The sequence below is a fragment of the Streptomyces sp. NPDC001709 genome, assembly GCF_053596375.1.
In genome coordinates this window covers 56,407-82,485 of the sequence record NZ_JBSFGB010000028.1, presented here as the reverse complement: position 1 = coordinate 82,485, position 26,079 = coordinate 56,407, and the positions used below count along the sequence as shown (strand labels likewise).

At 72.7% G+C, this 26,079-nt stretch carries 24 protein-coding genes, 1 tRNA gene and 1 pseudogene; 14 read left to right on the top strand and 12 right to left on the bottom strand.

Annotation, left to right across the window (positions count from 1 at the left end; all coding sequences use genetic code 11):
• Positions 1-14 precede the first annotated feature (14 nt).
• The 3 genes from tgmB to ACWC0C_RS33370 form a co-directional block, all read right to left on the bottom strand.
• Positions 15-998 (bottom strand): ATP-grasp ribosomal peptide maturase, encoded by a 984-nt coding sequence (tgmB, locus tag ACWC0C_RS33380; protein ID WP_449201519.1) that lies wholly within the window; start codon positions 996-998, stop codon positions 15-17.
• A gap of 17 nt (positions 999-1,015) precedes the next feature.
• Positions 1,016-1,207 carry a putative ATP-grasp-modified RiPP gene (gene tgmA / locus ACWC0C_RS33375; protein WP_449201520.1) on the bottom strand — a complete coding sequence of 64 codons (192 nt, stop codon included), beginning with the start codon at positions 1,205-1,207 and terminating at the stop codon, positions 1,016-1,018.
• A 169-nt stretch (positions 1,208-1,376) separates the two neighbouring features.
• A complete protein-coding gene (locus ACWC0C_RS33370) occupies positions 1,377-2,264 on the bottom strand; it encodes a fructosamine kinase family protein (RefSeq protein WP_450867842.1) in 888 nt (295 codons plus the stop codon).
• Between the two features lie 188 nt (positions 2,265-2,452).
• Between ACWC0C_RS33370 and ACWC0C_RS33365 the strand changes: the two genes are divergently transcribed.
• Both ACWC0C_RS33365 and ACWC0C_RS33360 read left to right on the top strand, forming a co-directional pair.
• Positions 2,453-3,166, top strand: coding sequence for a tRNA-dependent cyclodipeptide synthase (locus ACWC0C_RS33365; RefSeq protein WP_449201522.1), 714 nt, complete (start codon positions 2,453-2,455; stop codon positions 3,164-3,166).
• Positions 3,163-4,374 carry a cytochrome P450 gene (locus tag ACWC0C_RS33360; protein ID WP_449201523.1) on the top strand — a complete coding sequence of 404 codons (1,212 nt, stop codon included), beginning with the start codon at positions 3,163-3,165 and terminating at the stop codon, positions 4,372-4,374. Before ACWC0C_RS33365 ends, ACWC0C_RS33360 begins: the two co-directional genes overlap by 4 nt.
• Before the next feature lie 646 nt (positions 4,375-5,020).
• Here ACWC0C_RS33360 and ACWC0C_RS33355 read toward each other — a convergent pair.
• Positions 5,021-5,899, bottom strand: coding sequence for an SCO6745 family protein (locus ACWC0C_RS33355; protein WP_450867840.1), 879 nt, complete (start codon positions 5,897-5,899; stop codon positions 5,021-5,023).
• Positions 5,900-6,351: 452 nt separating this feature from the next.
• Positions 6,352-6,975: a hypothetical protein gene (locus ACWC0C_RS33350; protein ID WP_450867838.1), complete on the bottom strand. Its 624-nt coding sequence runs from the start codon at positions 6,973-6,975 to the stop codon at positions 6,352-6,354.
• Positions 6,976-6,990: 15 nt separating this feature from the next.
• On the opposite strand from ACWC0C_RS33350, the gene ACWC0C_RS33345 reads away from it, so the two are divergent.
• Both ACWC0C_RS33345 and ACWC0C_RS33340 read left to right on the top strand, forming a co-directional pair.
• A complete protein-coding gene (locus ACWC0C_RS33345) occupies positions 6,991-7,311 on the top strand; it encodes a hypothetical protein (protein WP_450867837.1) in 321 nt (106 codons plus the stop codon).
• A gap of 187 nt (positions 7,312-7,498) precedes the next feature.
• Positions 7,499-8,245 carry a class F sortase gene (locus ACWC0C_RS33340; protein WP_450867836.1) on the top strand — a complete coding sequence of 249 codons (747 nt, stop codon included), beginning with the start codon at positions 7,499-7,501 and terminating at the stop codon, positions 8,243-8,245.
• A 15-nt stretch (positions 8,246-8,260) separates the two neighbouring features.
• On the opposite strand, the gene ACWC0C_RS33335 is transcribed toward ACWC0C_RS33340, so the two are convergent.
• From ACWC0C_RS33335 to ACWC0C_RS33320, 4 genes are all read right to left on the bottom strand, one after another.
• Positions 8,261-9,427, bottom strand: a complete 1,167-nt coding sequence (locus ACWC0C_RS33335; protein ID WP_450867834.1) for a GDSL-type esterase/lipase family protein — start codon at positions 9,425-9,427, stop codon at positions 8,261-8,263.
• A 25-nt stretch (positions 9,428-9,452) separates the two neighbouring features.
• Positions 9,453-10,025, bottom strand: a complete 573-nt coding sequence (locus tag ACWC0C_RS33330; protein ID WP_450867897.1) for a TetR/AcrR family transcriptional regulator — start codon at positions 10,023-10,025, stop codon at positions 9,453-9,455.
• 46 nt (positions 10,026-10,071) lie between these two features.
• On the bottom strand, positions 10,072-10,686 hold the full coding sequence (locus tag ACWC0C_RS33325) for a hypothetical protein (RefSeq protein WP_450867832.1): 615 nt from the start codon (positions 10,684-10,686) through the stop codon (positions 10,072-10,074).
• Positions 10,687-11,019: 333 nt separating this feature from the next.
• Complete coding sequence (locus ACWC0C_RS33320) at positions 11,020-11,370, bottom strand: winged helix-turn-helix transcriptional regulator (protein ID WP_449201530.1); 351 nt, start codon at positions 11,368-11,370, stop codon at positions 11,020-11,022.
• A 73-nt stretch (positions 11,371-11,443) separates the two neighbouring features.
• On the opposite strand from ACWC0C_RS33320, the gene ACWC0C_RS33315 reads away from it, so the two are divergent.
• The 3 genes from ACWC0C_RS33315 to ACWC0C_RS33305 all read left to right on the top strand — a co-directional run bounded on the left by ACWC0C_RS33315 (position 11,444) and on the right by ACWC0C_RS33305 (position 15,804).
• Positions 11,444-12,331, top strand: a complete 888-nt coding sequence (locus ACWC0C_RS33315; protein WP_450867831.1) for an NAD(P)-dependent oxidoreductase — start codon at positions 11,444-11,446, stop codon at positions 12,329-12,331.
• A 403-nt stretch (positions 12,332-12,734) separates the two neighbouring features.
• Positions 12,735-13,688 (top strand): LysR family transcriptional regulator, encoded by a 954-nt coding sequence (locus tag ACWC0C_RS33310; protein WP_450867830.1) that lies wholly within the window; start codon positions 12,735-12,737, stop codon positions 13,686-13,688.
• A gap of 157 nt (positions 13,689-13,845) precedes the next feature.
• Positions 13,846-15,804 carry a collagenase gene (locus ACWC0C_RS33305; protein WP_450867829.1) on the top strand — a complete coding sequence of 653 codons (1,959 nt, stop codon included), beginning with the start codon at positions 13,846-13,848 and terminating at the stop codon, positions 15,802-15,804.
• A gap of 75 nt (positions 15,805-15,879) precedes the next feature.
• Here ACWC0C_RS33305 and ACWC0C_RS33300 read toward each other — a convergent pair whose 3' ends face one another.
• Complete coding sequence (locus tag ACWC0C_RS33300) at positions 15,880-17,334, bottom strand: glyceraldehyde-3-phosphate dehydrogenase (RefSeq protein ID WP_449201534.1); 1,455 nt, start codon at positions 17,332-17,334, stop codon at positions 15,880-15,882.
• A 203-nt stretch (positions 17,335-17,537) separates the two neighbouring features.
• On the opposite strand from ACWC0C_RS33300, the gene ACWC0C_RS33295 reads away from it, so the two are divergent.
• Complete coding sequence (locus ACWC0C_RS33295) at positions 17,538-18,749, top strand: hypothetical protein (protein ID WP_449201535.1); 1,212 nt, start codon at positions 17,538-17,540, stop codon at positions 18,747-18,749.
• Between the two features lie 15 nt (positions 18,750-18,764).
• On the opposite strand, the gene ACWC0C_RS33290 is transcribed toward ACWC0C_RS33295, so the two are convergent.
• Complete coding sequence (locus tag ACWC0C_RS33290) at positions 18,765-18,947, bottom strand: hypothetical protein (protein ID WP_450867827.1); 183 nt, start codon at positions 18,945-18,947, stop codon at positions 18,765-18,767.
• Between ACWC0C_RS33290 and ACWC0C_RS33285 the strand changes: the two genes are divergently transcribed.
• The 5 genes and pseudogenes from ACWC0C_RS33285 to ACWC0C_RS33265 form a co-directional block, all read left to right on the top strand.
• Complete coding sequence (locus ACWC0C_RS33285) at positions 18,946-19,266, top strand: hypothetical protein (RefSeq protein WP_449201537.1); 321 nt, start codon at positions 18,946-18,948, stop codon at positions 19,264-19,266. The two genes, ACWC0C_RS33290 and ACWC0C_RS33285, sit on opposite strands and share 2 nt — an antisense overlap.
• 121 nt (positions 19,267-19,387) lie before the next feature.
• Entirely contained in the window at positions 19,388-20,239 is an 852-nt protein-coding gene (locus tag ACWC0C_RS33280) for a PP2C family protein-serine/threonine phosphatase (RefSeq protein WP_449201538.1), read from the top strand.
• Between the two features lie 124 nt (positions 20,240-20,363).
• The gene (locus ACWC0C_RS33275) at positions 20,364-21,386 is read left to right on the top strand and encodes an MASE1 domain-containing protein (protein WP_449201539.1); all 1,023 of its coding nucleotides are present in this window, start codon (positions 20,364-20,366) and stop codon (positions 21,384-21,386) included.
• A gap of 113 nt (positions 21,387-21,499) precedes the next feature.
• Positions 21,500-23,152: an L-seryl-tRNA(Sec) selenium transferase gene (gene selA, locus ACWC0C_RS33270; protein WP_450867825.1), complete on the top strand. Its 1,653-nt coding sequence runs from the start codon at positions 21,500-21,502 to the stop codon at positions 23,150-23,152.
• Positions 23,152-24,894 (top strand): annotated as a pseudogene (locus ACWC0C_RS33265) (SelB domain-containing protein); the annotation flags it as partial. The gene selA and the pseudogene ACWC0C_RS33265, both read left to right, overlap by 1 nt.
• Positions 24,895-24,929: 35 nt before the next feature.
• On the opposite strand, the gene ACWC0C_RS33260 reads toward ACWC0C_RS33265, so the two are convergent.
• A tRNA-Sec gene (locus ACWC0C_RS33260) sits at positions 24,930-25,022 on the bottom strand.
• Positions 25,023-25,059: 37 nt separating this feature from the next.
• On the opposite strand from ACWC0C_RS33260, the gene selD reads away from it, so the two are divergent.
• Positions 25,060-26,079, top strand: a complete 1,020-nt coding sequence (selD, locus tag ACWC0C_RS33255; RefSeq protein WP_450867823.1) for a selenide, water dikinase SelD — start codon at positions 25,060-25,062, stop codon at positions 26,077-26,079.

Here is a 26,079-nt window from a genome sequence, read left to right as displayed (position 1 = left end):
CGATCCCCGCACCCTCAAGAGGCTGCGCTCCGGTCGCCCTGCGCACACCTGCCGCCCCGATCCCCGTCCCCGGCGAGCCACTTGGCGATCGTGGCGGCGATGGGCTGACCTGTGTCCATCTCCACGAACCCGAACTGGCCGGACTGGTTGCACTCCAGGAACCACCAGATCCCGTCGGCGTCCTCGGCGAAGTCGAATGCGCCGTAGGCCAGTTCCGCGCCCCTCATGTACCGCCGCACGCCCTCGGCGACGCGCGGGGGCACGTCCGCGGGCAGCCAGGGAGAGACCGAAGGGGCGAAACGGACGTCCACGTCGTCCGGGTGGGCGTCCGGGTCGGCGGGCTTGCGCGCGGCCAGCAGGGTGTCGCCGACGACGGTGAGCCGGATGTCGGCCCGCTTGGTGACCCGCCGCTGCAGCAGCGTCGGGCCGAACGCCACCGCCGAGAAGTCGGTGTCCGGCGCCACCCGGCTCGTCGGCACCGCACGCGGCGGCTCCTGCGGATGCGCGCCGGACACCGGTTTGACCACGAGGTCCGGGAAGCGCTCCGCGAACTCCCGGGCCGCCTGCGGGAACGTCGTGATCAGCGTGGCCGGCACGGCGAGCCCGCTGTCCTGCGCGAGGTGCAGCTGCCAGGGCTTGTGGCGGGCGCGGCGGGCGGCGTCCGGATGGTTCATCCAGCGCGCGTCGATCGTGCGCAGCATGCCGTACAGCGCCTGTGCCGACTCCTCGGTCAGCCAGGCGGACGGCTGGGCGGCGCGGGCGGCCGCGTCGCCGGGCCTGCGCACCCAGACGGAGCGCAGGCCGCTCATGCTCACCAGGCGCCCGCCGACGGACAGATGTCCACGGCAGGCGCCCCGCACGTACTCGCCCGACAGCGCCACCCCGTTGGTCAGATCGGCGGGATCGAGCCGGACGACGGGCACGCCCGCCTCGCCCAGCCGGAGGACCACCATGTCCGCCGTCACGTCCTCTTCACTCGTCAGGATGAGCACGGTCATCTTTCAGGTCCCGCGGTTCAGTCGTCGAAGTGTGTCTTGGAACCGGCGGTCGAGGTCGTGGTTCCCAGGGCTCTCAGGGTCGCGTGGTCCGTTGCGGCGATCCGCCCGTCCGGAAGGATGTTCAACTGCAGTCCGGAGTCGTACGCATACGGAGTGGTGACGTCCAACTGCACTGCGGGGCGCGCGTAGTTGAGCGTGAACGGTTGCATGTTCTCTCCCTGATTAGGCTTTCACGTCCTTATACGAATCGAACGGGTGATTGGTTTCCTCACGCTGAGTAACCGCAGGCCGGAGGGGGTGCTGAACGGGAGGTTCCGCACTGGCACATGACGCCGATCAGGGCCGCGGCGTTGCCCGGTTGCGGTTGTGTGGGGTCCGTCACGCGAGCGACAGTGCGCTCCGCGCCGCCGTCAGGGCCTGTTCGGCGTACCCGCGTCCGAAGAGCACCGCGTGTACCAGCAGCGGGAACAGCTGGTGCACGCCCACCCGCTCGCTCCGGCCGGCCGCGAGCGGTGCCGTCTCCTCGTACCCGGCGAGCACCCGCTCCAGATACGGGCAGCCGAACAGCTGGAGCATCGCCAGGTCGGTCTCCCGGTGTCCGCCGTGCGCGGCCGGGTCGATGAGCCGGACCTCGCCGTCGGCGCCCCACAGCACGTTCCCGTTCCACAGGTCCCCGTGCAGCCGAGCGGGCGGCTCGGCGGGTCCCGCCAGCTCCGGCAGCCGTGCGCAGACCCGCTCGAACACGGCCGCCTCGCCCGGGCGGAGCGTGCCGTGGTCGACCGCGGCACGCACATACGGCAGCACCCGGTGCTCGGCGTACCAGCGGGGCCAGTCGGTGCCCGGCGTGTTGCGCATGGGGGCGAGGCCGATGAACGCGTCGACCGGGCCGTCGGGCGGCGGCGCCCCGAAATCCGAAGCACCCGCGGCGTGCAGGGCGGCCAGGGCCTGGCCGAAACGCAGCGCCGCATCGGGATCCGGCCGTCCGGTCGCCACCTTTTCGGTCACCATCCAGCGCTCGTCGTGACCGAGCACCGCCGGCACCCGGACCGCGTCCGCGGCGGACAGCCAGCGCAGTCCCGCCACCTCCGCGCGTACGGCTCCCGGAGCGTCACCGAGCTTGACCATCACCGGTGTCCCGCCGTCCAGCGTCACCTCGGCCGGAGACCCGGAGACCACCCGTCCGCCGGTGGCCGGGCGTCCGGTGAGCCGGGACGCCGCCCGTGCCGGGTCCTCGTGATCCTGGTGATCCTCGTCTCGGTTGACCACGGCCCCAGGGTACGGCCCGCAACAGAGGCCGGGTGCAGGTGACTTCGACCGTTGCTACGACTGTTTTCAGCCAAACCTAGGCGGTAACTACCCGTGCTGATTCCGTACGGCTAGCGTGAGGACGCCGCGTTGCTACACCAGGGGCACAGGGCCCCGCCGGGACTTGCGCGCGGCGGAGGATTTCACCTTTGACCACAGCATCCGTGCTGATGGCCGACGTCTTCGAAGTCCAGCCGTACACCTCCCACTGCGAAGTCATCCTGGGCGAGGGCGCGCACGCCGTGATCGGTGTGTCCCCGGGCAACAGCTACTTCTCCGCCCGCCGCCTGCACGACCTCGCCCGCTGGGGGCTGGACCACTTCGACAAGGTCGACTTCGTCTATACCGACCTGTACGTCGCCGAGATGTACGAGGCGTCCGGCTATCCACCGGACGAGGCCCGGCGCAAGGCGGTGAAGAACCTGCGCGGGGTGCGCGCCAAGGTCCGTGACGCGGTGTCGGCGGCCGACCCCGAGGGCCTGCGGCTGGACTGGCACCCGATGTCCGAGTTCCGCACCAACCCCGCCTACCAGGACATCCACCGGCATCTCCAGGAGCGCCTCGCCTCGGACGGGGCCTTCCGGGCCGTGTGCGACGCCCTGGTGAATCGTTTCCTCAGTGCGCGGGGCGAGGAGCCGACCGAGCGGCAGCGCGCCGTGTGCCTGGAGTACGTGTGCGCCGAGGCTCCGCTGTTCCTGGACACCCCCGCCATCCTCAAAGTGCCGTCCTCGCTCAACTGCTACCACCAACTGCTGCCGATGGCCGAGCTGTTGTACTCCCGCGGCGCCGGCCTGCGCGCCTCCCGCAACCAGGGCCACGCCATCGTCACCCCCGCCGTCGCCCTGGAAGGAACCGCCGCATGACCACCGCCCCCGGTATCCGCACCGACCACCCGCCCCTGCTCGACTTCCCGTTCTCCTGGGACGGCACCCGGGTCCCCGCCGAGGTCGAGGAGCTGCGCGCCGCCACCCCCGTACGGCGCGTGCGGACCATCGCCGGCGACGAGGCCTGGCTGGTGTCGTCGTACGACCTGTGCGCACAGGTGCTGAAGGACGACCGGTTCTCCCTGAAGGAGACCTCCGCCCCCGGAGTGCCCCGGCAGTACGCGCTCACGATCCCGCCCGAGGTCGTGAACAACATGGGCAACATCACCGGCGCCGGGCTGCGCCGGGCGGTGCTGAAGGCGCTCAACCCGAAGTCGCCGGGCCTGATGGAATGGCTGCGCGAGGACGCCCACCGGCTGGTGGACCTGATGGCCGCCGAAGGCCCGACGGCCGATCTGCGCGGCGCGTTCTGCGAGCCGTACTCGGCGGGCATGCACTGCCGCATCCTCGGCATCCCGCAGGCCGAGGCCCCGGCCTTCCTGCGCAGCCTCGACATCGCCTTCATGAACTCGCCGTGCCCGATCACCGGCGCGAAGATCAACTGGGACCGGGACATCGCCCGGATGACGGCCCTGCTCGACGATCCGGCGACGCACGGCCTGATGGGCGAACTCGCCGCCCTGCGCGAGGACCCCGACTACGCGCATCTCACCGACGAGATGCTGGCCACCGTCGGCGTCACGATGTTCGGCGCGGGGGTCATCTCCACCTCGGGCTTCCTCTCGATGGCCCTGGTCTACCTGCTCACCCACCCCATCGCCCGCGACCTCCTGCGGGACCGCCCGGACCTGATCGGCCCCGGCGTGGAGGAACTGCTGCGGGTCAACCTCTCCATCGGCGACGCCCTGCCCCGGCTCGCCCTGGAGGACGTCCGGCTCGGCGACGTCGACGTACGCGCGGGCGAACTCGTGCTGGTGCTGGTGGAGGGCGCCAACCTCGACCCGGCGAAGTTCCCCGACCCGCACCGCTTCGACGTCCACCGCGACAACACCGCCGACCACCTCTCCTTCGGCGGCGGCGCCCACTACTGCCCTGCGACCGCGCTCGGCCGTGCGCACGCCCGGATCGCCGTGGAGGTCCTCCTCGACCGGCTCCCGGACCTCGCGCTCGCCGTACCGCCCAGCCAACTGGTGTGGCGCACCGGCTTCATGAAGCGCATCCCCGAGCGGCTGCCGGTGACCTGGTAACCGGCCACACCCCGCCACCCGTACGACGCCCCCGGCCCGGCACCCCGGGCAGGGGCGCCGCCGGGGTCGGCCGGGGTCGGCCAGGGCCGAGCCGGCGCCCGAGTGCCGCCGCGATGGGCAGCGCAGGCCCTTGCGGGCTCATCGGCGCGGGCGGGCGCTGGGGGGCGCCCCGGCTGACGGAGATACCCGCACACGAGTGGGGGATCCGACGAGGTGTGAGTCCGGGGGTAGTCCCGGCGCCCGGCCGAGGCTCAGTCGGCGGCCGAGGGCATATGAGGCCGGGGGCTCCCCGAAGGCTGGTCCGGGGCTCGCCCGGTGGCCGACGGCGCACGAGCCCCGGGGGATCCCTAAAGGCCGACCGGGTGCTCGGCGGGATCCGGCACCGACGGTGGTCTCCGAGGGACTCGCCTGACAGGCAGTCGGCGGTCGACGGGATGTGTCCCGAGGAGGTCCCGAGAGGCTTGCCCCGCGTTCCCTCAGCGGCCGGCGGGACCGGCGGCCCGGGTCAGTCCCACCGGAGTGCCCGGGGGTAGCAGGCCCGCGCTCCGGTCGGCGGGATCCGGCACCGATGGTGGTCTCCGAGGGGCAGTCGGCACTCGACGAGATGTGTCCCGAGGGCGTCCCGGCGGGCTCGCCCTGCGCTTCCTCAGCGGTCGGCGGGATCGGTGGCCCGGGTCAGTCCCACTGGATTGCCCGGGGGTAGCAGGCCCGCGCTCTCGACCGTGCGGGACAGTGGCTCCAGCAGCTGGGCCAGGCGCGCGGTGCGGTCGGCGCCGAGCGCGGTCCACGGGCCTTCGGCCGCCGCGTCCGTCAGCGCCTCCACCTCCGCGCGTACGACGGTCCCGGGCGGGGTGAGCGACCCGTCGGCCGCGAGCAGGCCCCGCTCGCGCAGCCGCACCCCGGCCGCCTCCCAGTCCGCCTGCTCCCACTTGCGCGACTCCCGCAGCAGGGTCCCGTCGGACTCGCCGGCCGCCGCCTTGAGCAGCATGGCCTCGACCGGCCCGAGCCCCTGGCTCACCATCACCGCGACATGCGAGTCGCCCCGGTGCTCGCGCAGTGTCGTCAGGCCCTGCCACAGTCGTGCGGTGGGGCGGACCGGGCGTTCCAGCGCCTGGTTGGCTGCGGCCAGCACCCGGCCCGTGGTGTCCGCCGCCGTAGCGGCCTGCCAGGCGAGGTCGGCGGCCTCGGCGAAGTCGGCCGAGGCGACGGCGTCCGGTCCGAACAGGCCGGTCATCGCCGCGTCCAGGGCATCCCGGCGCGCGGCCAGCACGTCGGCGGGGGACGCGTACGCCCAGGCGTCCGGCAGGGCGCGGGTCACCCGGGCGGGGTGGAAGACGTAGAAGCAGCTCGTCACGACGGACGGGGGGACCATGCCGAGCGGTGCCGCCCGCAGCGCGAAGTACCCCATCCAGTAGCCGCGCATCCCGAGCGCGTCCGCCGCCCGGCGCACCTCCGGTGCGAAGTACACGAGATCGTGCACCGGCTCGTACCGCTCCCACAGGGCCCGCGCCATCTGGTCCGCCACTACTTCCTCCCACCGCATCGGCCGTGCTGTCGGCACCAGCCTGCGTTATGACGGCGGTCATAACAAGAGGGCGATGCCCGGCGGCAGGGCGTCGTGGGTGATGCCGGCGACCGATCCGGCGGCCGTCTGGCTGGTGTTGCCTCGGGGGCCGCGCCCCGGCTCTTCCGGAGGAAGGCGGGACATACCGCACTCGGCCGCGTGAGAGCGGGAGCGACGCGCCGGGTGATTCGCCCGGACGAGGGGTCGCAGAGCGGAATCACTGGGACAGACGGGTGGCCCGATGACCCGGCTGGGTGGCTCGGATGGTGGGAGCTTGCGCCCTCACTGACGGTGGTTCATGTCGAGGCCGGGTCCATCCAGCTGATGAGGTATCCGCTGCCCGGCCACGGCGGAAGGACATCGCTATGCGATCTGCCCGCATGCTTCTGGCTACGGCGGCCGCCACAGCCGCCCTAGCCTTCGCCACGCCCAGTGCCGCGTTCGCCGTTCCCGCGGGCGACGACGCTGGCCGTGACGACTCCTCCTACAGCCGGGACCACGACCGAGGCTCCGACGACGAACACGGCCGCGACGACGACTCGGGTCGCGACCACGACAAGGGTCGCGGCGGCGACCGCGAAAAGGGACGCGGACACGACGGGCCGCGCGGTGGAATCCACACGGGTGGCGGAGCTCTTGCCGCCGTCCGGAGTGACGACCGGGGCTCCGACGAGGAGCACGGGCGTGACGACGAGGGTGGTTCCGACGAGGACCACGGCGGTGACGACGACCACGGGCGCGGCGACGAACACGGCGACGACCACGGTGGCGACCGCGGCCGCGACAGAGACCGCGGTGGTGAGCACGGCAAGGGCCGCGGTCACGGGCCGCGCGGTGGCGTGCACGCCGGTGGCGGAGCCCTCGCCACGCTGCGCAGCCACGACCAGGGCTCCGACGAGGAGCACGGGCGGGACGACGAGCGTGGTTCCGACGAGGACAACGGCCGTGACGACGACCACGGGCGCGGCGACGAACACGGCGACGAACACGGTGGCGGCGACGAGCGCGGTGGTGAGCACGGCAAGGGTCGCGGTCACGGGCCGCGCGGTGGCGTGCACGCCGGTGGCGGAGCCCTCGCCAAGGTGGGCGGTGACGACTGGGGCTCGGGCTCCGGTGGCGACGAGGGTCGGTCCGGCAACGACAACGACCGGGACAGCGGCGGCCGGGAAAGTGGCCACGACGGCGGTCGGGACGGCGGCCGTGACCACGACGAGCGCGGTGACGAGCACGGCAAACCGCACGGCGGTATGCACACCGGCGGCGGCGCGCTCGCCACTCCGACCGTCACCGCGGGCGGTCTGGCGGTGCTGGCCCTAGGCGCAGGCGGCATGTACGTGCTGCGGCGCAAGAAGGCCGGCGAGCAGGCGTCCTGATCCGACGTCGTTCCAGAGGCTGCGGCCGCCGCCGACGCGCCCGGCGTGTCGGCGGCCCGCACCCGCGGCGGGCGGTCCCTCGCGTTCCCCTGCACGTACGTCCCCCCGTCCCCCTGCGCGCCGGGCAACGTTCCCGGCGCCCCTGTCCTGATCCCCGTGCTGCCGTGCCCGAGAGAGGTGGTGTCCGATGGCAGCAGATCCCTCCTCCCCGACCCCCGCGGAACCGCCGGCGGACGGGCGGAGTTCCGGCCGTGGCGGGCGGCTGACGCTGTGGGGCGTGGCGATCGTCCTCCTCGCCGTCAGCGTGTTCGGCGGCCACCAGACCTCGGACGGCACGCCCCACGCGTCCCGTGCCGCGGGCGCGAGCGCCACCGCGCCGCCCGACGCGAGCACCACCGGGCCGTCCGACGCGAACGCCGGCGGGCAGCCTGACGCGAGCGCCACCGAGTCCGATCCGCCCGAGCCCGAGGACGCCGCTGAGTTGCCCCGGTCCGCCCCCACCCGCCTGCTCATCCCGAAGATCTCCGTGGACGCCCCCTTCACCACCCTGACCATCGGCGCCTCGGGCCAGCTCGAACCGCCACCGGCCGGCGACACCAACCTGGTCGGCTGGTACGCCAAGGGCGCCGCGCCGGGGGAGAAGGGCACCGCGATCATCGCCGGGCACGTCGACACGACGACCTCGGCGGCCGTCTTCGCCGGCCTCGACGAGCTGAAGGAGGGCGACCGCTTCACCGTGGAGCGCGCCGACGGACGCGACGCCGAGTTCGTCGTGGACGACAAGGAGACCTTCGCCAAGGACGACTTCCCCAGCAAGCGGGTCTACGCCGACGCCCAGCGCCCCGAGGTCCGGCTGATCACCTGCGCGGGGGAGTACGACCACGACGCGAAGGACTACACCGACAACCTCGTGGTCTTCGCCCACCTGGTGTGAGCCGGCCCGTACGGGTCAGCCGACGCCGTCCGCGAAGGGACTGCCCGGCGTGAACGCCAGCGCCGCGAACCGTTCGCCGATGCGGCGGTGCGCGGCGGCGTCCGGGTGGAGGCCGTCGGGCAGCGGCAGCTCGCCGAAGTCGGCCTCGCCGTACAGCTCACGGCCGTCGAGGTAGTGCAGATGCGGGTCCTCGGCCGACCGCTCGCGCACGATCCGGGACAGTTCCTCCCGGATGACACCCAGGGTGAGTTTCCCGCTCGCCTTCTCCGCCGGGTCCCCGCCCGCCCGGAACCGCAGCCGTCCCTCGCTCAGGGTGGTGAGGTCGGGAAGGGTGGGGCCCGGCGTCTCCTCGTGCATGGGGCACAGGATCGGCGAGACGACGAGCAGCGGGGTGTCGGGGTGTCCGTCGCGGACGGTGTCGAGGAAGCCGTGGACGGCGGGACCGAACGCGCGCAGCCGCATCAGGTCGGTGTTGACCACGTTGATGCCGAGCTTGACGCTGATCAGGTCGGCGGGCGTGTCGCGCAGCGTGCGAGCGGTGAACGGGTCGAGCAGGGCACTGCCGCTCAGGCCCAGATTGATCAGCTCGACCGCGCCGAGGGAGGCGGCGAGCGCCGGCCAGGTGGTGGTCGGGCTCGCGGCGTCCGAGCCGTGACTGATGGAACTGCCGTGGTGCAGCCACACCCTGCCGCCCCCGTCCGCCGCGGCCTCGACGGGCGCGTCGGCGCGCAGGGCGACCAGTTCGGTCGTCTCGTTGTGCGGCAGCCAGATCTCCACGGTCTTGACGGCGTCGGGCAGCCCGGTGAAGCGCGCGGTGCCGGCTTCGCCCGGCCGGTGCTCCACGGTGCCGGCGGTCATGTCGATCGTGAGCGTGTTGCCGCCGGCGACCCGGCCGCTGCCTGCGTGACGTCCGTCGAGGAGCAGGTCGTACACGCCGTCGGGGCGGGGCGGTGCGCCGACATGGATCCGCTTGGTCGGCAGGGTGTCCAGCTCGATGGTGGTCGCGCGGGTCCGGAGCACCAGTCGTACGCCGGAGGGCTGGGACTCCGCCATGGCGAGCTGCGGGTCGGCGCACTGTGCGCGGGCGCGGGCGGGCAGCCGGTGCGGCAGCAGTCCGTGGGCGGTGCGTTCCAAGTCGAGGGCTCCGCGCAGGAGTTCGGGGGTCAGCGGGATGGTGTGCATGGTGTCGGCCTGTGTTTCGGAGGGGTCAGGAGGGGCTGGGCCAGTCGCGCAGCAGGGAGTCGAGGGCGTCCAGGATCCGCGCCCAGGACGTCTGGGAGTCGGGGGCGCTGTGGCTGAATCCGCCGGCCGACTCCAGGCTGACGTAGCCGTGGAAGACGCTGCCGAGGAGGCGGACCGCATGGGTCCGTTCCGGCTCGGGCAGGTCGTAGCCGCGCAGGATCGCCCGGGTCATCTGCGCGTGCCGGCCGCCCGCGCTCGCGGCCGCCGCCGCGGGGTCCAGCGGGTGGCGGGTGGCCGCATAGCGGCCGGGGTGTGTGCGGGCGTAGTCGCGGTAGACGTCGGCGAACGCGGTGAGGGCGTCCTTGCCGGACCGGCCGGCGAGCGCGTCGGCGGCGCGGTCGGCCAGCTCCTCCAGTGCCAGCAGTGCGATCCGGGTCTTGAGGTCCTGGGAGTTCTTCAGATGCGAGTAGAGGCTCGCGACCTTGACGTCGAACCGCCGGGCCAGCGCCGACAAGGTCACCTGGTCGAAGCCGACCTCGTCGGCCAGCTCCGCGCCGGCACGGACCAGGCGCTCGGTGGTCAGGCCTGCGCGAACCATCATCCCTCTCCCATCTGCCTTAAGTGATTTTGGAGCTTCCTAAAGACTATAGGCAAATGAGGGTGAGGGCGGCGCCATGGGCGGGCAGGTCGACGGCCAACTGCCGGCCGTCGTGCGGAACGGCCGTACGGCTCCACAGCTGCCGGACGCGGTCGGCGGGCCGGGCGCCGAGCGGGATCTCGTACCGACGGGGCTCGTCGGCCAGGGAGAACACGGCGGCGTAGCGGGTACGGCCGTCGGTGTCCCGGGCGGTCCAGAGCCCCAGGTCGCCCTCGCGCAGCACCTCGCGGTTGCCGGTGCTGTGCAGGAGGACGGCCAACGCCTCGCCGTTCGTGAGGAGGCCGACGGTCTCCGGCGGGCTGCTGGGCAGGTCGCCGCCCATCATCAGCGGTGAACGCGAGATCAGCGACAGGGTCAGGAGACTGATCTGCTCCGGCCGGGTGAGCCGGGACAGCCGGTCCTCGCCGCGCTCGGCACGGATCCCGACACGGCCGAGCGGCAGCATGTCGGCGTCCGCCCAGCCGCCCTCGCCCTGCCAGGGCGCCCACCGGGCCATCCGGGCGAACTGTGCCTCGACGTCCTCCCACCGGTCCCACAGGTCGTCGCAGACCCGCCACATCGTGGCGTGTTCGCGCAGATGGTCCAGGCGGGCGAGGGACATGTCGGTGCCGGGGGACAGGCTCAGCTCGATCGGCCCGGTACAGCGCCCGATGGCCCGTGCGTGGGCGGCGATCTGCCGTTCGTGGTACGGGCGTACTGACCGGGGGTGGCGATCCGGAGGCGGTTGTGGCGCGCCCGTCGGCGGTGACGGGGCGGCTGTCGGTGGGCTACAGGCAGCGGTCGGCAGCCGCGCGGCGCTCGCCCCCGTCCTCCGGATGCTCCCCCATACCCACTTTTTTGTGCGTACTTGGCAGCCGCCACCCGGCCGGGAGAGGCTGTTTCACGAGGTCAGGGGCTACGACGCCGCGTGAGAGGAGGTGACAGCGGTGGTGTGTCAGGACGCTGCCCCGCGTTCGCGGAGCTGTTCCAGGCGGCGGTGTCCCCAGTCGGACACCGGGCCCAGGGCGTCGGACAGCTCGCGGCCGAATCCGGTGAGCGTGTACACGGTCTTCGGCGGCAGCACGTCGTACACCTCCCGGTGCACCAGGCCGTCCTCCTCCATCTCGCGCAGCGCCTGAGTCAGCACCTTCTCGCTCAGCCCCGGCAGGCGGCGCCGTAGTTCGGCGGGCCGGTGAGGACCGGACTCCAGCAGCCACAACAGGGACGTCTTCCACTTGCCGTCGATCACGGCGATCGCGGCGGTCACCCCGCAGACGTTCGGATCCTGGGCGCGGCTGCGTGACATCGGTGTCCCTTTCCTCCATCTCCAACCCATCGGCCGTACGGCCACATTCCTTGAAATGTACGGGAGTTGAAACATGTCCACGTTCACGAATCTTCCTGCGGTCACCGTGCTCGGGCTCGGGCCGATGGGCCGCTCGCTGGCCGGCGCCTTCCTGAAGGCCGGTGTGCGGACCACGGTCTGGAACCGGACACCGGGCAAGGACCGGGAACTGGTTGAGCAGGGAGCCGCCGGAGCCGGCTCGGCCGAGGAGGCCGTGGCCGCCGGTGACCTGACCGTGGTCTGCGTGGTGAACTACGACGCGGTCGACGCCCTCCTGCGGCCCGAGCCCGTCACCGGGGCGCTGAAGGGCCGTACCGTGGTGAACCTGACCGCCGACACCCCGGCCCGAGCCCGGGAGACCGCGGACTGGGCGGCCGCCCACGGCATCGGCTACCTGGACGGCGCGATCATGACTCCGGCCCCCAGCATCGGCACCCCCGGGGCCGTCTTCCTGCACAGCGGACCGCGCGCCCTGTACGAGGAGCACCGGCCCGTGCTGGAGGCACTGGGCGGCACGCACACCCACCTCGGTGAGGAGATCGGACGCGCCGCCACCTTCGACATCGCGCTGCTCGACCTGTTCTGGACGGCGATGGCGGGCTACGCGCACGCCGTGGCGATCGCCCGGGCCGAGGGCGTCACCGCCAGCGAACTCGCACCCTTCGCGCAGGGCATCGGCGCGATCCTGCCGCCGCTCTTCGCCGAGTTCGCGCAGGACACCGACGACGGCACCTACTCCGGGGCGATCAATCCCCTCACCTCGGCCGCCTCGACCATGGCCCACGTCATCGACGTCTCCGAGGCCCACGGCATCGACGCGGGCGTGATGCGCGCCGTGGAAGGCATGACCCGACGCACCATCGGCCTCGGCCACGGCACGGACGGCTTCATCCGGGTCGCGGAGGTACTGGGCCGGCGGTGAGAACCGGACTGGTCCAGCACCCCGCTGGACGGCACGACCCCGGGGCCGACCGGGGATGAACCCTGCAGGTCATTGCCGTGCCTGCCCTGCTCGACAGCGCGCCCCCCGAGGTCGGCGGGGCGGGACCCGCGGGGCGCTGAGGTGCCCCGATGGCGTGGCTCCCGAGGCCGACGGGGCTGCCCCCTGGAGTCACAGGATTGTCACGCGTCGCGTGAGCGGACCGGGCGCCCGGCAGTGGCCCCCCGAGGTCGGCGGACCTGCGACTTGTGTCTGGGGCGGCACAGTGCGACGCTTCGGTCCGCCCGGTCGCGACCACGGCCGGCGATGGCTGTGAGCACCGGTTTTCCCGGGGAGGCGGACGCGTCCCGGGAACCGGCCGGGGACGGAAACGGGGAGTGGCGCGATGGAGCTGGAGCTGCGGCATCTGCGGGTATTGTGCGCGATCGCCGACGCCGGCAGCGTGGGCCGCGCCGCGACACAGCTCGGCTACTCGCAGCCCGCCGTGAGCACCCAGCTGCGGCGCATCGAGCGTCACCTCGGCGAGCCGCTCTTCGAGCGCGGTACCGGCGGAGTGCGGCCGACCCGCTACGGCGCCGAGGTCGTCGCCCAGGCCCGCGACGTGCTGGCCCGCGCCGACGCCATAGGCCACCGCCCGGCCGCCGCGCGAGCCCGCCGTACCCTGCGGGTGGCTTCGACCAACTCGCCGATGCTGTCCGGCACGGTCTCCCGCGTCCGTACCCGGCTGCCCGAACTGTCCCTCGCGGTCACCAGTGTCTATGCCTCCTCGCGGATCGTGGAGCTGCTGGAGGAGGGCATGGTGGACGCGGCCATCGCCGCCGACTATCCGGGCATGGAGCTGCGCCACTCGGGCGCGGTGCGGCATCGCGGCATCGTCACCGAGCCGACGTTCGTCGCCCTGCCCTCCCGGCACCGGCTGCGCCAGTGCGCCCAGGTCCAGCTCGCCCACCTGGCCGAGGACGCGTGGTTCGTGACCCCGGACGACGGCGCCGGCTGGCCCGGCGTGTTCTACGACGCCTGTGCGGCGGCGGGGTTCACCCCGGTCACCGTCCACGAGTTCCTCGGCGACCAGAACCAGTTGCAGAGCATGATCGCCGACGGCCTCGGGGTGTCCCTGGTGCAGCCGACGCTGCGGCCGATTCCGCACGTCGTGGTCAAGCCGTTGGTCGGCACCCCGCTGTGGTGCCGCTATGTGCTGGTCTGGCGGCCCGACACCGTAACCGACGAGGTCGTGGAGGCACTGACCCAGTCCGCCACCGCCGCCTACCGCGACCTCGTCGCCCAGGCACCCCACCTGCGCGCCTGGGCCTCGCGAACCTGGAGTGTCACCGGGGCGTAGCGGTCCCGCTCCAGCGTCAAGCGCGTGCCTTGATGTTATGAGCGTGCGGTGTCATGTGCTATGTCACACGGCATTGTTGGGGCGGGTGACCCGCTGAGACAGTGCCTCACACGCCTCAACACCCCACCGAGGCGCATCCCTTCGTGGAGGAATCCAGATGCGCTATCGCTTCGCGCTGCCCAGACGTATGCCCGGCCGCAGCCACCCCCGCACGGCCGCACGCGCGGCCGGCGCCGCGGTCGTCTGTCTCACCGTCGCCGGGCTGCTGTCCGCCCCGGCGGTGGCGGCACCGCAGCAGCCGCACCCCGGTGCCGCCGCTCCCCGGCAGCATGCGTCCAAGCCGTCGCCGACCGGTGCGACGACCCCCGCCACCGAGCGTCCCGCGAGCCAGGCCCGGCGGCTCAGCCCCGCTCAACTCCCGCCTCTCCAGCCGCTGTCGAACCATCCGGCTCGCAGGACGGCCAAGGCCGCCTCCTGCACCCCGGCCGACTTCGGCAGCCGTAGCGGGTCCGCCCTCGTGTCGTTCGTGAAGGCCTCGACCACGGACTGCGTCAACACCCTCTTCTCGGTGACCGGCAAGGACGCGCACGATGTCTTCCGCCAGGCCCAGATGCTCAGCGTGGCGGCCGCGTACACCCGCACGGCCAAGCTGTACCGCGGCGACAACTCCGGCGGTCTGGAGCAGCTGGTCCTCTTCCTGCGGGCCGGGTACTACGTGCAGTTCAACCACTCCGCGGACGTGGGCGCGTACACCACCCGCCTGACCACCGCCGTCACGGCCGGCCTGGACGCCTTCTTCGCCCGGTCCCACTCGCGTGATGTGACGGCGGTGAACGGTGACATCCTCGGCGAGAGCGTCATCCTCACCGACAGCGCCGACCAGCAAGGCCGCTATCTGTCCGTCTACCAGCGGCTGCTGAACGACTACGACAGCTCGTACGACTCCGTGGACAGCATGATCAGGGCCGTCAACGACGTCTACACGCCGCTGTGGCGCGGCAACTGGAACCCCGACTACGTCAAGGCTGTCGAGGCCGCCCCGGGCATCATCGACACCCTGTACGACTTCGCGCTCGCCAACACCGATATGCTCGGCACCGACCAGGCGTTCCTGGACTCCAACGCCGGGATGAACCTGGCCCGTTATGTCGAGCACCCCGAACTGCAGGACACCGTCCGGCCGTTGACCAAGGAGCTGCTCGACGAGACCGCGATCACCGGCCCCACGGCCGGGCTCTGGGTCGCCGTGGCCACGCAGGCGAACGCCTACGACAGCACCAACTGCGCCTACTACGACGTCTGCGACCTGCCCGCCAAGCTGACCAAGGCCGTCCTGCCGGTCAACCGCCAGTGCGACACGAACGTCAGCATCCTCGCCCAGTCGCTGACCGCCGCCGACCTCGATGCCACGTGCGCCAGCGTGCTGAACCAGAGTGCCTACTTCCGCGGCGTGGTCAAGGCCGACGGATCGATACCCGGTCAGTACGTGTCCACCATCCAGCTCGTGGTCTTCGCCAGCCGCGCCGACTACCAGACCTACGCCGGTCCCATCTACGGCATCAGTACCGACAACGGCGGCATGACCCTGGACGGTGACCCGTCCAACCCGGCCAACCACGTCACGTCGATCATGTACCAGAAGAACTACGACGACGGTTTCACGGCCCGGATCTGGAACCTCAACCACGAGTACACGCACTTCCTCGACGGCCGCGACGACATGAAGGGCGACTTCGGCCAGCAGATCTCCGTGCCGGACATCTGGTGGATCGAGGGCCTGGCCGAGTACGTCTCCTACAGCTACCGGAACCTCGCCGACGACCAGGCGACCCAGGAGGCGGCCAAGCACACGTACAAGCTGAGCACCCTCTTCGAGAGCACCTACGACAACAGCGATGTGATCCGCACCTACCCGTGGGGCTACCTCGCCGTGCGCTACATGGCCGAGCGACACCCCGACGACCTCCAGCGCATGCTCGCCCGCTTCCGCGTCGGTGACTACGCCGGCGGATACGCCGTCTACCACGACGGCATCGGCACCCGCTACGACGCCGACTTCGACCAGTGGCTCACCGCGTGTGCCGCGGGCGCCTGCGCCAAGCCCGCCAAGGCCTGACCGCACGCGCCCCAGCACGACGGCCGCCGACCGGGAACCCCGGTCGGCGGCCGTACGCGTAGTGGCGAGGGGGGATCAGACCGCCGTCGCCGGGTACGTCGGGTACTCCACGCCCGACACATGCTGCACGACGCGGACGACCTGGCAGGAGTAGCCGAACTCGTTGTCGTACCAGAGGTAGAGGATCGCGTTGTCGCCGTCGACCTTGAGCGCGCCGGCGTCCACGATCGAGGCGTGCCGCGAGCCGATGAAGTCGCTGGAGACCGCGTCGGGCGCCGTGATGAAGTCGATCTGGCGCTTGAGCGGCGAGGTCAGCGACACCTCGCGCAGGTAGTCGTGGACCTCCTCGCGGGTGGCCTCGCGGGCCAGCTGGAGGTTGAGGATGGCGATCGAGACGTCCGGCACGGGGACGCGGATGGAGCTGCCGCTGATCTTCGCCTTGAGGTCCGGCAGCGCCTTGGCGACGGCGGAGGCGGCACCGGTCTCGGTGATGACCATGTTGAGCGGCGCGGAGCGGCCACGGCGGTCGGACTTGTGGTAGTTGTCCAGCAGGTTCTGGTCGTTGGTGAACGAGTGGACGGTCTCCACGTGGCCGCGCAGCACGCCGTACTCGTCGTCCATCGCCTTCAGCGGCGGCACGATCGCGTTGGTGGTGCAGGAGGCGCAGGACAGGATCTGCTCGTCCGGCTTGATGGTGTCGTGGTTGACGCCGTGCACGATGTTCGGGACGTCGCCCTTGCCCGGCGCGGTCAGCACGACCTTCTCGATGCCGGGGCGCAGGTGCTTGGACAGGCCCTCGCGGTCGCGCCACTTGCCGGTGTTGTCGATGAGGATGGCGTCCCGGATGCCGTACTCGGTGTAGTCCACGGCCGACGGGTCGTCGGCGTAGATCACCTTGATCGCGTTGCCGTTGGCGACGATCGTGCTGGTGTCCTCGTCCACGGTGATCGTGCCCTGGAACTGGCCGTGGATGGAGTCGCGGCGCAGCAGCGAGGCGCGCTTGACGAGATCCTCGGCGGCCCGGCCGCCACCGCCGCGCACGACGATGGCGCGCAGCCGCAGGCCGTTGCCCGAGCCGCCCTTCTCGATCAGCAGCCGGGCGACGAGCCGGCCGATGCGGCCGAAGCCGTACAGGACGACGTCGCGCGGCTCACGGCGCTCGATCTTGTTGGCACCGGTGGCACCGGCCACGGCCTCGGCGGTGAACTCCGCCACGCTCAGCCCGCGCTCGTCGGCCTTGTAGGTGGTGGCCAGCATGCCGAGGTCGATCTGGGAGGGCCCGAGGTCGAGGTCGGTCAGTGCCTTCAGGAACGGCATGGTCTCGGTGACCGACAGCTCCGCGCCGTCGATCTGCCGGGCGAAGCGGTGCGTCTTGAGGATGCTGACCACCGACTTGTTCACCAGGGAGCGGCTGTGCAGCAGGACGGTCACGTCCCGCTCGCGGTGCAGCTTCCCGATGAGCGGGATCATCGACTCCGCGATCTCCTCGCGGATCTTCCAGTTGGTGAACGAGTCGTCGTTGACAGTCACGGATCCATCTTTCGAGCTAGGCAGCGCTCATATGGTAACCACACCCCTCACGTGCTCCTTCCGGGGGTGGCGGAAGAGGCCGAGGGGCGCTGAGTAAGGGATTTGCACCCTTTCCTTGACTGATTCCTGAATCAGGGTGGAAGTACGTAAGAAACCCGAGTCGCGGATTGCACGTCTAACCAGGCGTGCCCAAGGTCAAGAGAGTGAGCACCTCATCAGTACCGCGCCCCGAGTCGGCCGCCGCCCCGTCCCGGCCCCTTCGTCCGCCGAGCCCGCCAGGGATTGCCCGGCGCGGGATCCGCGAGGGGGCGCTCCCAGCCCTCGCCCTGTTCGCGGCCGTACGGCTCGCCGGGGTCCTCGTGGTGATCCTCACGAACGCCCTGCGGGGTCATTCGCTGGTCAGGAGCTTCGCCCATTCGTGGGACTCCCGCTGGTACCTGCACATCGCCGCCCAGGGCTACGGCCACCGGATCTGGATCACCCCGCAGGGCGCCGTCCAGTCCGACTGGGCGTTCTTCCCCCTGTATCCGGGGCTCATCAGGGCGCTGACCACGGTCCTGCCGTTCACGCCCGGCCAGGCCGCGCTGCTCATCTCCTGGATCGCGGCGGGCGTCGCGGCATACGGCGTGTACGTCATCGGCCACCACCTCTACGGGCGCGGGGTCGCCACGGCGCTGGTCGCACTGTGGGCCGCCATGCCGCACTCCGTCGAGCTGACCATCGCCTACACCGAGTCGCTGTTCGCCGCGCTCGCCATCTGGTCCCTGTACTGCGTGCTCAAGGGCCGCTGGCTGTGGGCCGGTGTCCTGGCCGCGCTGGCGGGCCTGTCCCGGCCCAGCGGTTTCGCGATCGCGGTGGCCGTCTCCCTCGCCGCCGGCTACGAGGCGCTACGGCTGCGCGGCCGGGTCCCGGTGAGCCTGTGGGCCGGTGCCGTACTGGCCCCGCTGGGCTGGCTCGGCTACGTGCTGTGGGTGGGCGACCAGACCGGAGACCTGCTCGGCGGGTACTTCAAGGTGCAGAGCGCCTGGGACTCCCGCTTCGACTTCGGCCTCGGCTCGGCGCGCTTCCTGAAAGCCCTGCTGCTGCACGGCGGCGGCATGGTCTATCCGGTGGCCCTGGTGATCGTGGCGGCCGGCGTGCTGCTGTTCGCGCTGCTGTGCCTGGAACGCGCACCGCTGGCCCTGGTGGTCTTCGCCGGAGTCCTGGTCCTCCTCGTGGTCGGCGGCTCGGGTTCCTTCTCCTCCAAGCCGCGCTTCCTGCTGCCCGCCTTCCCGCTCCTCATTCCCATGGCCCGGGCACTGGTCCGGACCTGGCGGGTCCGGCCGGCCCACGCCGTGGTCGTCTACAGCGGCCTCACCGTCGTGTCCCTGCTGTTCGGCGCCTATGTGACGGCGGTGGCCCACTCGCCGCTGTGAGCCACCGCCACCCCGTCACGCGGACCGACGCTCCCGCCCGCCCCGGTGGGCCACGCCCAGGGCGGTGAGCGCCGACGTCACCGGCAGGGCGCCGGCCCGGACCGGCGGGCGGTGGCCGAGCCCGCCGTCGATCGCGGCAGGCGTTGTGCGGCCGTGAATCGGGGTAGGCGGGGGAACGCCCGAGGAAAGGATCGTCATGACGACCTACGTGATCAGCGTTCCCGGCACCTTCACCGCGGACATCGGGACGGACACCCGGACCCGCCTCGCCACGGCGCTCAGTCCCGCCGATCCGCACGGCACCCGGATGGGGAGCGCCGAGGGCCTGGACGTGCTCAGGGTCAACGAGGACAACACCTTCACCCTCCGCCTGACCGTCCGGGCGGACACCCGCCGGCACGCTGAGGAGGAGGCCTGCCGGCTCGCCGGCTCCGCCCTCCGGGATGCGGGACTGGACGAGCGGAGCGCGCCTCTGGGTCCAGCCGTGATCACCGGGATCGACTCCGAGGTGCGCTGACCGGGAGCCGTACAGCGGCCCACTCGTGGGGCGAGATCATCCGGTATAGGTAAAATCTAGACGTTTGCCGAAAATTCAGGCGGCCGGTCATCGCAGACCACCGCCCCGCCGGAAGTGACCGATGCCCCGCAAGCGCCCCTCGGACGAAGGCGACGAGCTGCTGTCCAGACTCGGCTCGCTCACCGCCCAGGCCCGCGAGCGCGCGGAGCTGCAGCGCACCCAGGTCGAGCTGGCCATCGCCCTGCAGCGCGGCATGCTGCCCCGGGACCTGCCCACCGCACCCGGTCTGCACCTCGCCGTCCGCTACACACCCGCCAACCTCGGCCTCAACGTGGGCGGCGACTGGTACGACGCGTTCGACCTGCCCGACGGCCGGATCGGGCTGTCCATCGGCGACGTCCAGGGCCACAACATCGAGGCCGCCGCCTTCATGGGCCAGGTGCGGGCCGGGCTGCGCGCCCTCGCCTCAGTGACCGGCGAGCCGGGCGAACTCCTCGCCCGCACCAACGAGCTGCTGCTCTCCCTGGGCAGCGACCTGTTCGCCACCTGCACCTTCATGCGCCTCGACCCGGCCACCGGAGTGCTGGAGAGCGCACGGGCCGGCCACATTCCGTTCGTGTGGGCCACGGCCGACGGCAAGTCCGGTGTCGTCGACGACGAGGGAGGGCCGCCGCTCGGCATCGAGAAGGGCATGGAGTTCCCGGTGAGTAGACACCGGCTCACCACCGGCGGTGTGTTCGTGCTGCTCACCGACGGCGTGGTGGAGGGTCCCTCGCTGAACATCGAGGACGGCCTCGACCAGGTGGTACGCCTCGCCGGTATCGCCGCCGTGGCCGGCCTGGAGGCCCACGCGCTGGCCGCCGCCGTGATCAAGGGAGCGGAGAGCGTCGGCCACGAGGACGACGCCGCCGTCCTGGTCGTCGGCCTGGACAGCCCCGGAAGCCCCGGAAACAGCCATGACGGCCACCTGTGAACCCGCGTCCGGCGCTGCGGCGCACGGCCGGCCGCCGCGCACGCGTTCCGGGATTCAGCCATAGGGCCGGACCGCACCGGCTCTCGCCTCGCCGACCCGGGGCCGCCGGTGTGAGATTGCTGCTGTGGTGGGTATCGAGGATCTGCGCCGGCCGGGCGGCTACGCCGTCCAGGTACTGGCCGTCGCGGCCTGCTATTACGGCGCGGCCCGGCTGGGACTCCTGCGCCAGCTGTCCGTCGAGGGCGCCGTCGTCACCCCCATCTGGCCACCGACCGGCGTCGCCGTCGCCGCCCTGCTGATCCTCGGCCTGCGCGTCTGGCCCGGCATCACGATCGGCGCCTTCTTCGCCGTGATGTCCCTCACTACCCCCCACCTGACCGTGCTCGGCACCCTCGCCGCCCAGACGGGCGCACCGGTGTGCGCGGCGCTCCTGCTGCGCCGGGCCCGCTTCCACCTCGATCTCGGCCGGTTGAGGGATGGTGTCGCCCTGGTGTTCCTGGGCGCACTGACAGCCATGCTGATCAGTGCGACCGCCGGTGTGGGCCTCCTCGTCGCCACCGACAAGCTGGACGTGCACAGTTTCTGGCCCGTCTGGCTGGCCTGGTGGGTCGGCGACGCCATGGGTGTCCTGCTCGTCACCCCGCTACTGCTGTTGCTGCACGGCGCGCGCTGGCCGCCGTCCCCGGCCCGCTGGAAGGAGGCGACCGCGCTGGCCGTGGTCGCCTGCTCTCTCGTGCCCGTGGCCGTCTACAACTCCATCAGCGTGCTCTTCCTCGTCTATCCGCTCCTCATCTGGGCCGCCCTGCGTTTCCAGCTCGTCGGCAGTGTGCTGTGCGCGCTGCTGACGTCGGTGCTGGCCGCCGTCGCCGCGACGGACGGCGCCGGGGCCTTCGCGGGGCTGAGCCGGATCGAGATCATGGCGAAGCTGCAGGCGTTCAACGGCTCCATGGCCCTGACCGCGCTCCTGCTGTCCGCTCTGATCACCGAGCAGCGCAACACCCGGCGCTCGGTGGAGAAGGCCTGCCAGGAACTGGTCGAGGTACTGGAACACCTCACCGCCGGGGAGCCCCCGCCGCCCCGGCCGCACCCGGACACCGAGAACGTCGACGGGGCGAACGACCGGCCCTGGCCGACGGCATCCCCTTAGGGCCTGTCCGGCGGATCCTGCGGCCCGGCGTGTCGAACGGCCGGTCCGGGGCACTGGGAGACGATGGTCGGAGCCGGAACGGGTACGGGCCGAAGCGGAGGAACGGGCGCGGCATGGAGCAGCGGACGGTGGGCGCGGCGGACCGACGGACCGGGGCTGCCGGCTCACGCTCCGGCCACGCGAATCCGCCTGACGGCGCGCCCCACGACGGCATGACCCATGACGGCGCGATCCATACCGGCGCGATCCATGGCGGCGCGATCGGCGGCGGCGCGCCCCACGACAGCGCGCCCCACGACGACACGACCCACGACGGCACGACCGTGCAGCCGCCGGGCGCCGCCGACGCACGCCGCCGTATCCCGCGCACCGACGACCTGCTGCGCGACCCCCGGTTGGCCACGGCGGTGGAGCGGCTCGGTGCCGACGTGGTGAAGACCGCCGTGCGCGCGGCGCAGCAGCGGGCCCGCGAGGGCGGCATCCCGCCCGAGCAGGTGCCGCAGACGGCCCTCTCCCTGTTGCCCAGTGGCGCGAGCGGCCTGCGGCCGGTGATCAACGCCACCGGCGTGCTGCTGCACACCAACCTCGGCCGGGCCCCGCTGTCGGCCGCCGCCCGGCAGGCCGTGCAGGAGGCCGCCGGACCCACGGACGTCGAACTCGACCTGGCGACCGGCGTCCGGGCCCGCCGTGGCCGCTCCGCCCTCGCCGCCCTGCGCCGGCACGTGCCGTCCGCCGGCGCGGTCCACGTCGTCAACAACGGTGCCGCCGCGCTCGTGCTCGCCGCCACCGCACTGGCCGCCGGCAAGGAGATCGTCGTCAGCCGTGGCGAGATGGTGGAGATCGGCGACGGCTTCCGCCTGCCCGACCTGCTCGTCTCGACCGGCGCCCGGCTCCGCGAGGTCGGTACGACCAACCGCACGACCGCCGCCGACTACGCCGCCGTGATCGGTCCCGGCACCGGGTTCGTGCTCAAGGTGCATCCGTCCAACTTCCGTATCACCGGCTTCACCCGGTCCGCCGAGACCGCCGAACTCAGCGGCCTCGGCGTCCCGGTCGTCGTCGACATCGGCTCCGGACTGCTCGCTCCGCATCCGGCGCTGCCCGGGGAACCGGACGCCGGGACCCAGCTTCGCGCCGGTGCCTCGCTGGTCACCGCGAGCGGCGACAAGCTGCTCGGCGGCCCCCAGTGCGGACTGCTGCTCGGCGACGCGGACTTGGTCAGCGCCCTCGCCCGGCATCCGCTGGCCCGCGCCCTGCGCGTCGACAAGCTGACCCTGGCCGCGCTGGAGGCCACCCTCGCCGGCCCGCCCGCCCCGACCGCCCTCGCCCTCGCCGCCGACCCTGCCCGCCTGCGCGCCCGCGCCGACCGGCTCGCCCACGCTCTCGCCGCCGACGGCATCGACGTACGGGCCGTCACCTCCGCCGCCACCGTCGGCGGCGGAGGTGCCCCCGGAGTCACCCTGCCCAGCGCGGCACTCTCGCTGCCCGAGCCGTACGGCGTCGCGCTGCGCACCGGCGGGGTCCCGGTCGTCGGCCGCCTGGAGGCGGGCCGCTGCCTGCTGGATCTGCGCGCGGTGCCGCCGGAGGACGACGAACGGCTCGCCGAGGCGATCCGGGCGGCGCGGTCGGGGTACGAGGCGCGGCCCGCCGCGGCTGGACCGGCGACGCCGTCGCGGATCGGCGGGCAGCTCGCCCGGACGGGGCCGGACGACGCCGCCATCGGGCGGGTCCAAGGCCGTGCGGACGGGACGGGGAGGCAGGCGTGATGCGGGTCATGGCCACCGCCGGCCATGTCGACCACGGCAAATCCGCCCTGGTCCGGGCCCTCACCGGCATGGAGCCGGACCGGTACGCGGAGGAGCGTCGCCGGGGACTCACCCTCGACCTGGGATTCGTGTGGACGCGGCCCGGTCCTGACGAGGAGCAGCTCGCCTTCGTCGACGTGCCCGGACACGAACGCTTCGTACCGACCATGCTGGCCGGAGTCGGGCCGGTGCCCGCCGTGCTGTTCGTGGTCGCCGCCGACCAGGGCTGGCAGCCCCAGTCGCAGGAGCACCTGGCCGTCCTCGACGCGCTCGGCGTCCGGCACGCCGTCCTCGCGGTGACCCGCAGCGACCTCGCCGACCCCGAAGCCGTACGCGCCGACGCCGTCGAGCGGCTGGCCCGGACCTCCCTCGGCAAGGTGCCCGCGGTCGCCGTGAGCGCGGTCACCGGTGCGGGACTTGACGCGCTGCGCCGTGAACTGGCCCGACTCGCCGGTGAGTTGACCGACCCCGACCCCGGCGCCGACGTGCGGCTGTGGCTCGACCGGGCCTTCAGCGTGCATGGGTACGGCACCGTGGTGACCGGCACCCTCGGCGCGGGCACCCTGCGGGTCGGCGACCGGCTCGTGACCGGGGACGGCTCGGCCGTGCTCCGGGTGCGCGGGCTGCAGACCCTGCACGAGGAGCGAACCGCCGTCAGCGGGGTGGCCCGCGTGGCGGTCAATGTGCACGGCCACGGCGACGACGCGCTGCGCCGGGGCCAGGTGCTGCTCACCCCGGACCGCTGGCTCGGCACCGAGGTGCTCGACGTGCGGGTCACCGGCGAGCCCGTGGACGAGCTGCCCCGCTCGGTCACCCTGCACATCGGCACCGCCGCCGTACCCGTCACCGTCCGCCCGCTCGGCGAGGACACCGCCCGGCTCACCCTCGCCCGGGGCCTGCCCCTGCGGGTCGGCGACCGCGCGGTGCTGCGCGAACCGGGCGGGAGCCGTACGCCCTGCGGCGTCACCGTCCTCGACGTACGGCCGCCCCGGCTGACCCGGCGCGGTGCCGGCCGGGCCCGCGCCGCCGAGCTCGCCGCCCTCACCGGCCACCCCGACGGCGCCGCCGAACTGCGCCGCCGCACACTGATCCGGCGCGCCGACCTGCTGGCGATGGGTATCCCGGCCCCCGTCCGCCCCGTCGCCGGGGACTGGCTGGCGGACGGCGCGTACTGGACCGCCCTCCAGGGCCGGCTCGTCAGCGAGGTCGCGCGGTACGCGAAGGAACACCCGCTGGAGCCGGGCCTGCCCGCCGAGGCGGCCCGCCGGATGCTCGGTCTGCCCGACCGGTCCCTCGTCGACGCCCTGACCGCAGCCGCACCTCAACTCCGCAGTCGGCAAGGCCGGTTGTATACGGTGCACAGTCTCCGGCCCGCGCTCCCCCCGCCCGTCCGAGCCGCCGTGGACGCCGTACGCCAGGACCTCGCCCGTACGCCGTTCCGCGCCCCCGAGGCCGGCCGGCTCGCCGAACTGGGCCTGGACCGCCGGGCGTTGGCCGCCGCCGTCACGGCTGGCGCGCTGCTGCGGATCGCTGACGGGATCGTGCTGCTGCCCGGCGCCGCCGCCGAGGCCGTCGCCGTGCTGCGCACCCTGCCCCAGCCGTTCACGCTTCAAGAGGCCCGGCGCGCGCTGGACACCACCCGCCGGGTGGCCGTACCGCTGCTGGAGTTCCTGGACGCCCGCGGCCACACCGAGCGCGTCGACGAGCAGCGCCGGCGCTGCCGTACGGACGCGGAGCACGGAGGCGGACGGGAATCGAACCCGCCGGCCCGAGATCCTCGGGCCCCTCGGTTTTGAAGACCGGGAGGGCCACCAGGCACCCACACGCCTCCACCGCCCGTCAGGCTACTGCCCCAGGAGACCGCCGCCATGGCATCGACATCCCCACCGATCCGCGAGGCGCCCGTCCGGCTCACGCAGTACGCCCACGGCGGCGGCTGCGCCTGCAAGATCCCGCCCGGACAGCTGGAGGAGGTGGTCGCCGGGCTGACCGTGCCCCGGCTCGCCGGCGGCGACACCCCACTGCTCGTCGGGCTCGCCACCGGGGACGACGCCGCCGTGGTCACGCACCGGGGAACCGCGATCGTCAGCACCGCCGACTTCTTCACCCCCGTCGTGGACGACCCCTACGACTGGGGGCGCATCGCCGCGGCCAACGCCCTGTCCGACGTGTACGCGATGGGCGGCCGGCCGGTGCTCGCCGTGAACCTGCTGGCCTGGCCGCGCGACCGGCTCCCCTTCGCCCTGGCCCGCGAGGTGCTGCGCGGCGGACTGGACGTCGCCACCCAGGCCGGCTGCCATGTGGGCGGCGGGCACAGCGTCGACGATCCGGAGCCGAAGTACGGCATGGCCGTCACCGGCCTCGCCGACCCCGCGCGGCTGCTGCGCAACGACGCCGGCCGGCCGGGGCTGCCGCTCTCGCTGACCAAGCCGCTGGGCGTGGGCGTGCTGAACAACCGGCACAAGGTCACCGGCGAGCGGTTCGAGCAGGCCGTCGCCACGATGGCGGCACTCAACCGGGACGCCGCACAGGCCGCCCTCGCGGCCGGGGTCACCTGCGCGACCGACATCACCGGGTTCGGATTCCTCGGCCATCTCCACAAGCTGGCACGGGCATCGGGCGTGACCGCCGTCGTCGACACCGCCGCCGTACCGTATCTGGACGGGGCACGGGAGGCCGTCCGGGACGGGTACGTCAGTGGCGGCACCCGGCGCAACCTCGAATGGGTCGCCCCGCACACCGACTTCGGGAACGCCGACGCCGACACCCGGCTGCTGCTGGCCGACGCCCAGACCTCCGGCGGGCTGCTCGTCGCCGGCGAGCTGCCCGGAGCGCCGGTGGTGGGGGAGCTGGTGCCGCGCGGCTCCTGCTCGATCGTCCTCCGGTAG

Coding starts and splice junctions, on each gene's coding strand:
- tgmB (WP_449201519.1), bottom strand. CDS start 998: ATGACCGTGCTCATCCTGACGAGTGAAGAGGACGTGACGGCGGACATG.
- tgmA (WP_449201520.1), bottom strand. CDS start 1,207: ATGCAACCGTTCACGCTCAACTACGCGCGCCCCGCAGTGCAGTTGGAC.
- ACWC0C_RS33360 (WP_449201523.1), top strand. CDS start 3,163: ATGACCACCGCCCCCGGTATCCGCACCGACCACCCGCCCCTGCTCGAC.
- ACWC0C_RS33340 (WP_450867836.1), top strand. CDS start 7,499: ATGGCAGCAGATCCCTCCTCCCCGACCCCCGCGGAACCGCCGGCGGAC.
- ACWC0C_RS33335 (WP_450867834.1), bottom strand. CDS start 9,427: ATGCACACCATCCCGCTGACCCCCGAACTCCTGCGCGGAGCCCTCGAC.
- ACWC0C_RS33330 (WP_450867897.1), bottom strand. CDS start 10,025: ATGGTTCGCGCAGGCCTGACCACCGAGCGCCTGGTCCGTGCCGGCGCG.
- ACWC0C_RS33325 (WP_450867832.1), bottom strand. CDS start 10,686: ATGTCCCTCGCCCGCCTGGACCATCTGCGCGAACACGCCACGATGTGG.
- ACWC0C_RS33320 (WP_449201530.1), bottom strand. CDS start 11,370: ATGTCACGCAGCCGCGCCCAGGATCCGAACGTCTGCGGGGTGACCGCC.
- ACWC0C_RS33315 (WP_450867831.1), top strand. CDS start 11,444: ATGTCCACGTTCACGAATCTTCCTGCGGTCACCGTGCTCGGGCTCGGG.
- ACWC0C_RS33310 (WP_450867830.1), top strand. CDS start 12,735: ATGGAGCTGGAGCTGCGGCATCTGCGGGTATTGTGCGCGATCGCCGAC.
- ACWC0C_RS33305 (WP_450867829.1), top strand. CDS start 13,846: ATGCGCTATCGCTTCGCGCTGCCCAGACGTATGCCCGGCCGCAGCCAC.
- ACWC0C_RS33285 (WP_449201537.1), top strand. CDS start 18,946: ATGACGACCTACGTGATCAGCGTTCCCGGCACCTTCACCGCGGACATC.
- ACWC0C_RS33290 (WP_450867827.1), bottom strand. CDS start 18,947: ATGACGATCCTTTCCTCGGGCGTTCCCCCGCCTACCCCGATTCACGGC.
- ACWC0C_RS33280 (WP_449201538.1), top strand. CDS start 19,388: ATGCCCCGCAAGCGCCCCTCGGACGAAGGCGACGAGCTGCTGTCCAGA.
- selA (WP_450867825.1), top strand. CDS start 21,500: ATGGAGCAGCGGACGGTGGGCGCGGCGGACCGACGGACCGGGGCTGCC.
- selD (WP_450867823.1), top strand. CDS start 25,060: ATGGCATCGACATCCCCACCGATCCGCGAGGCGCCCGTCCGGCTCACG.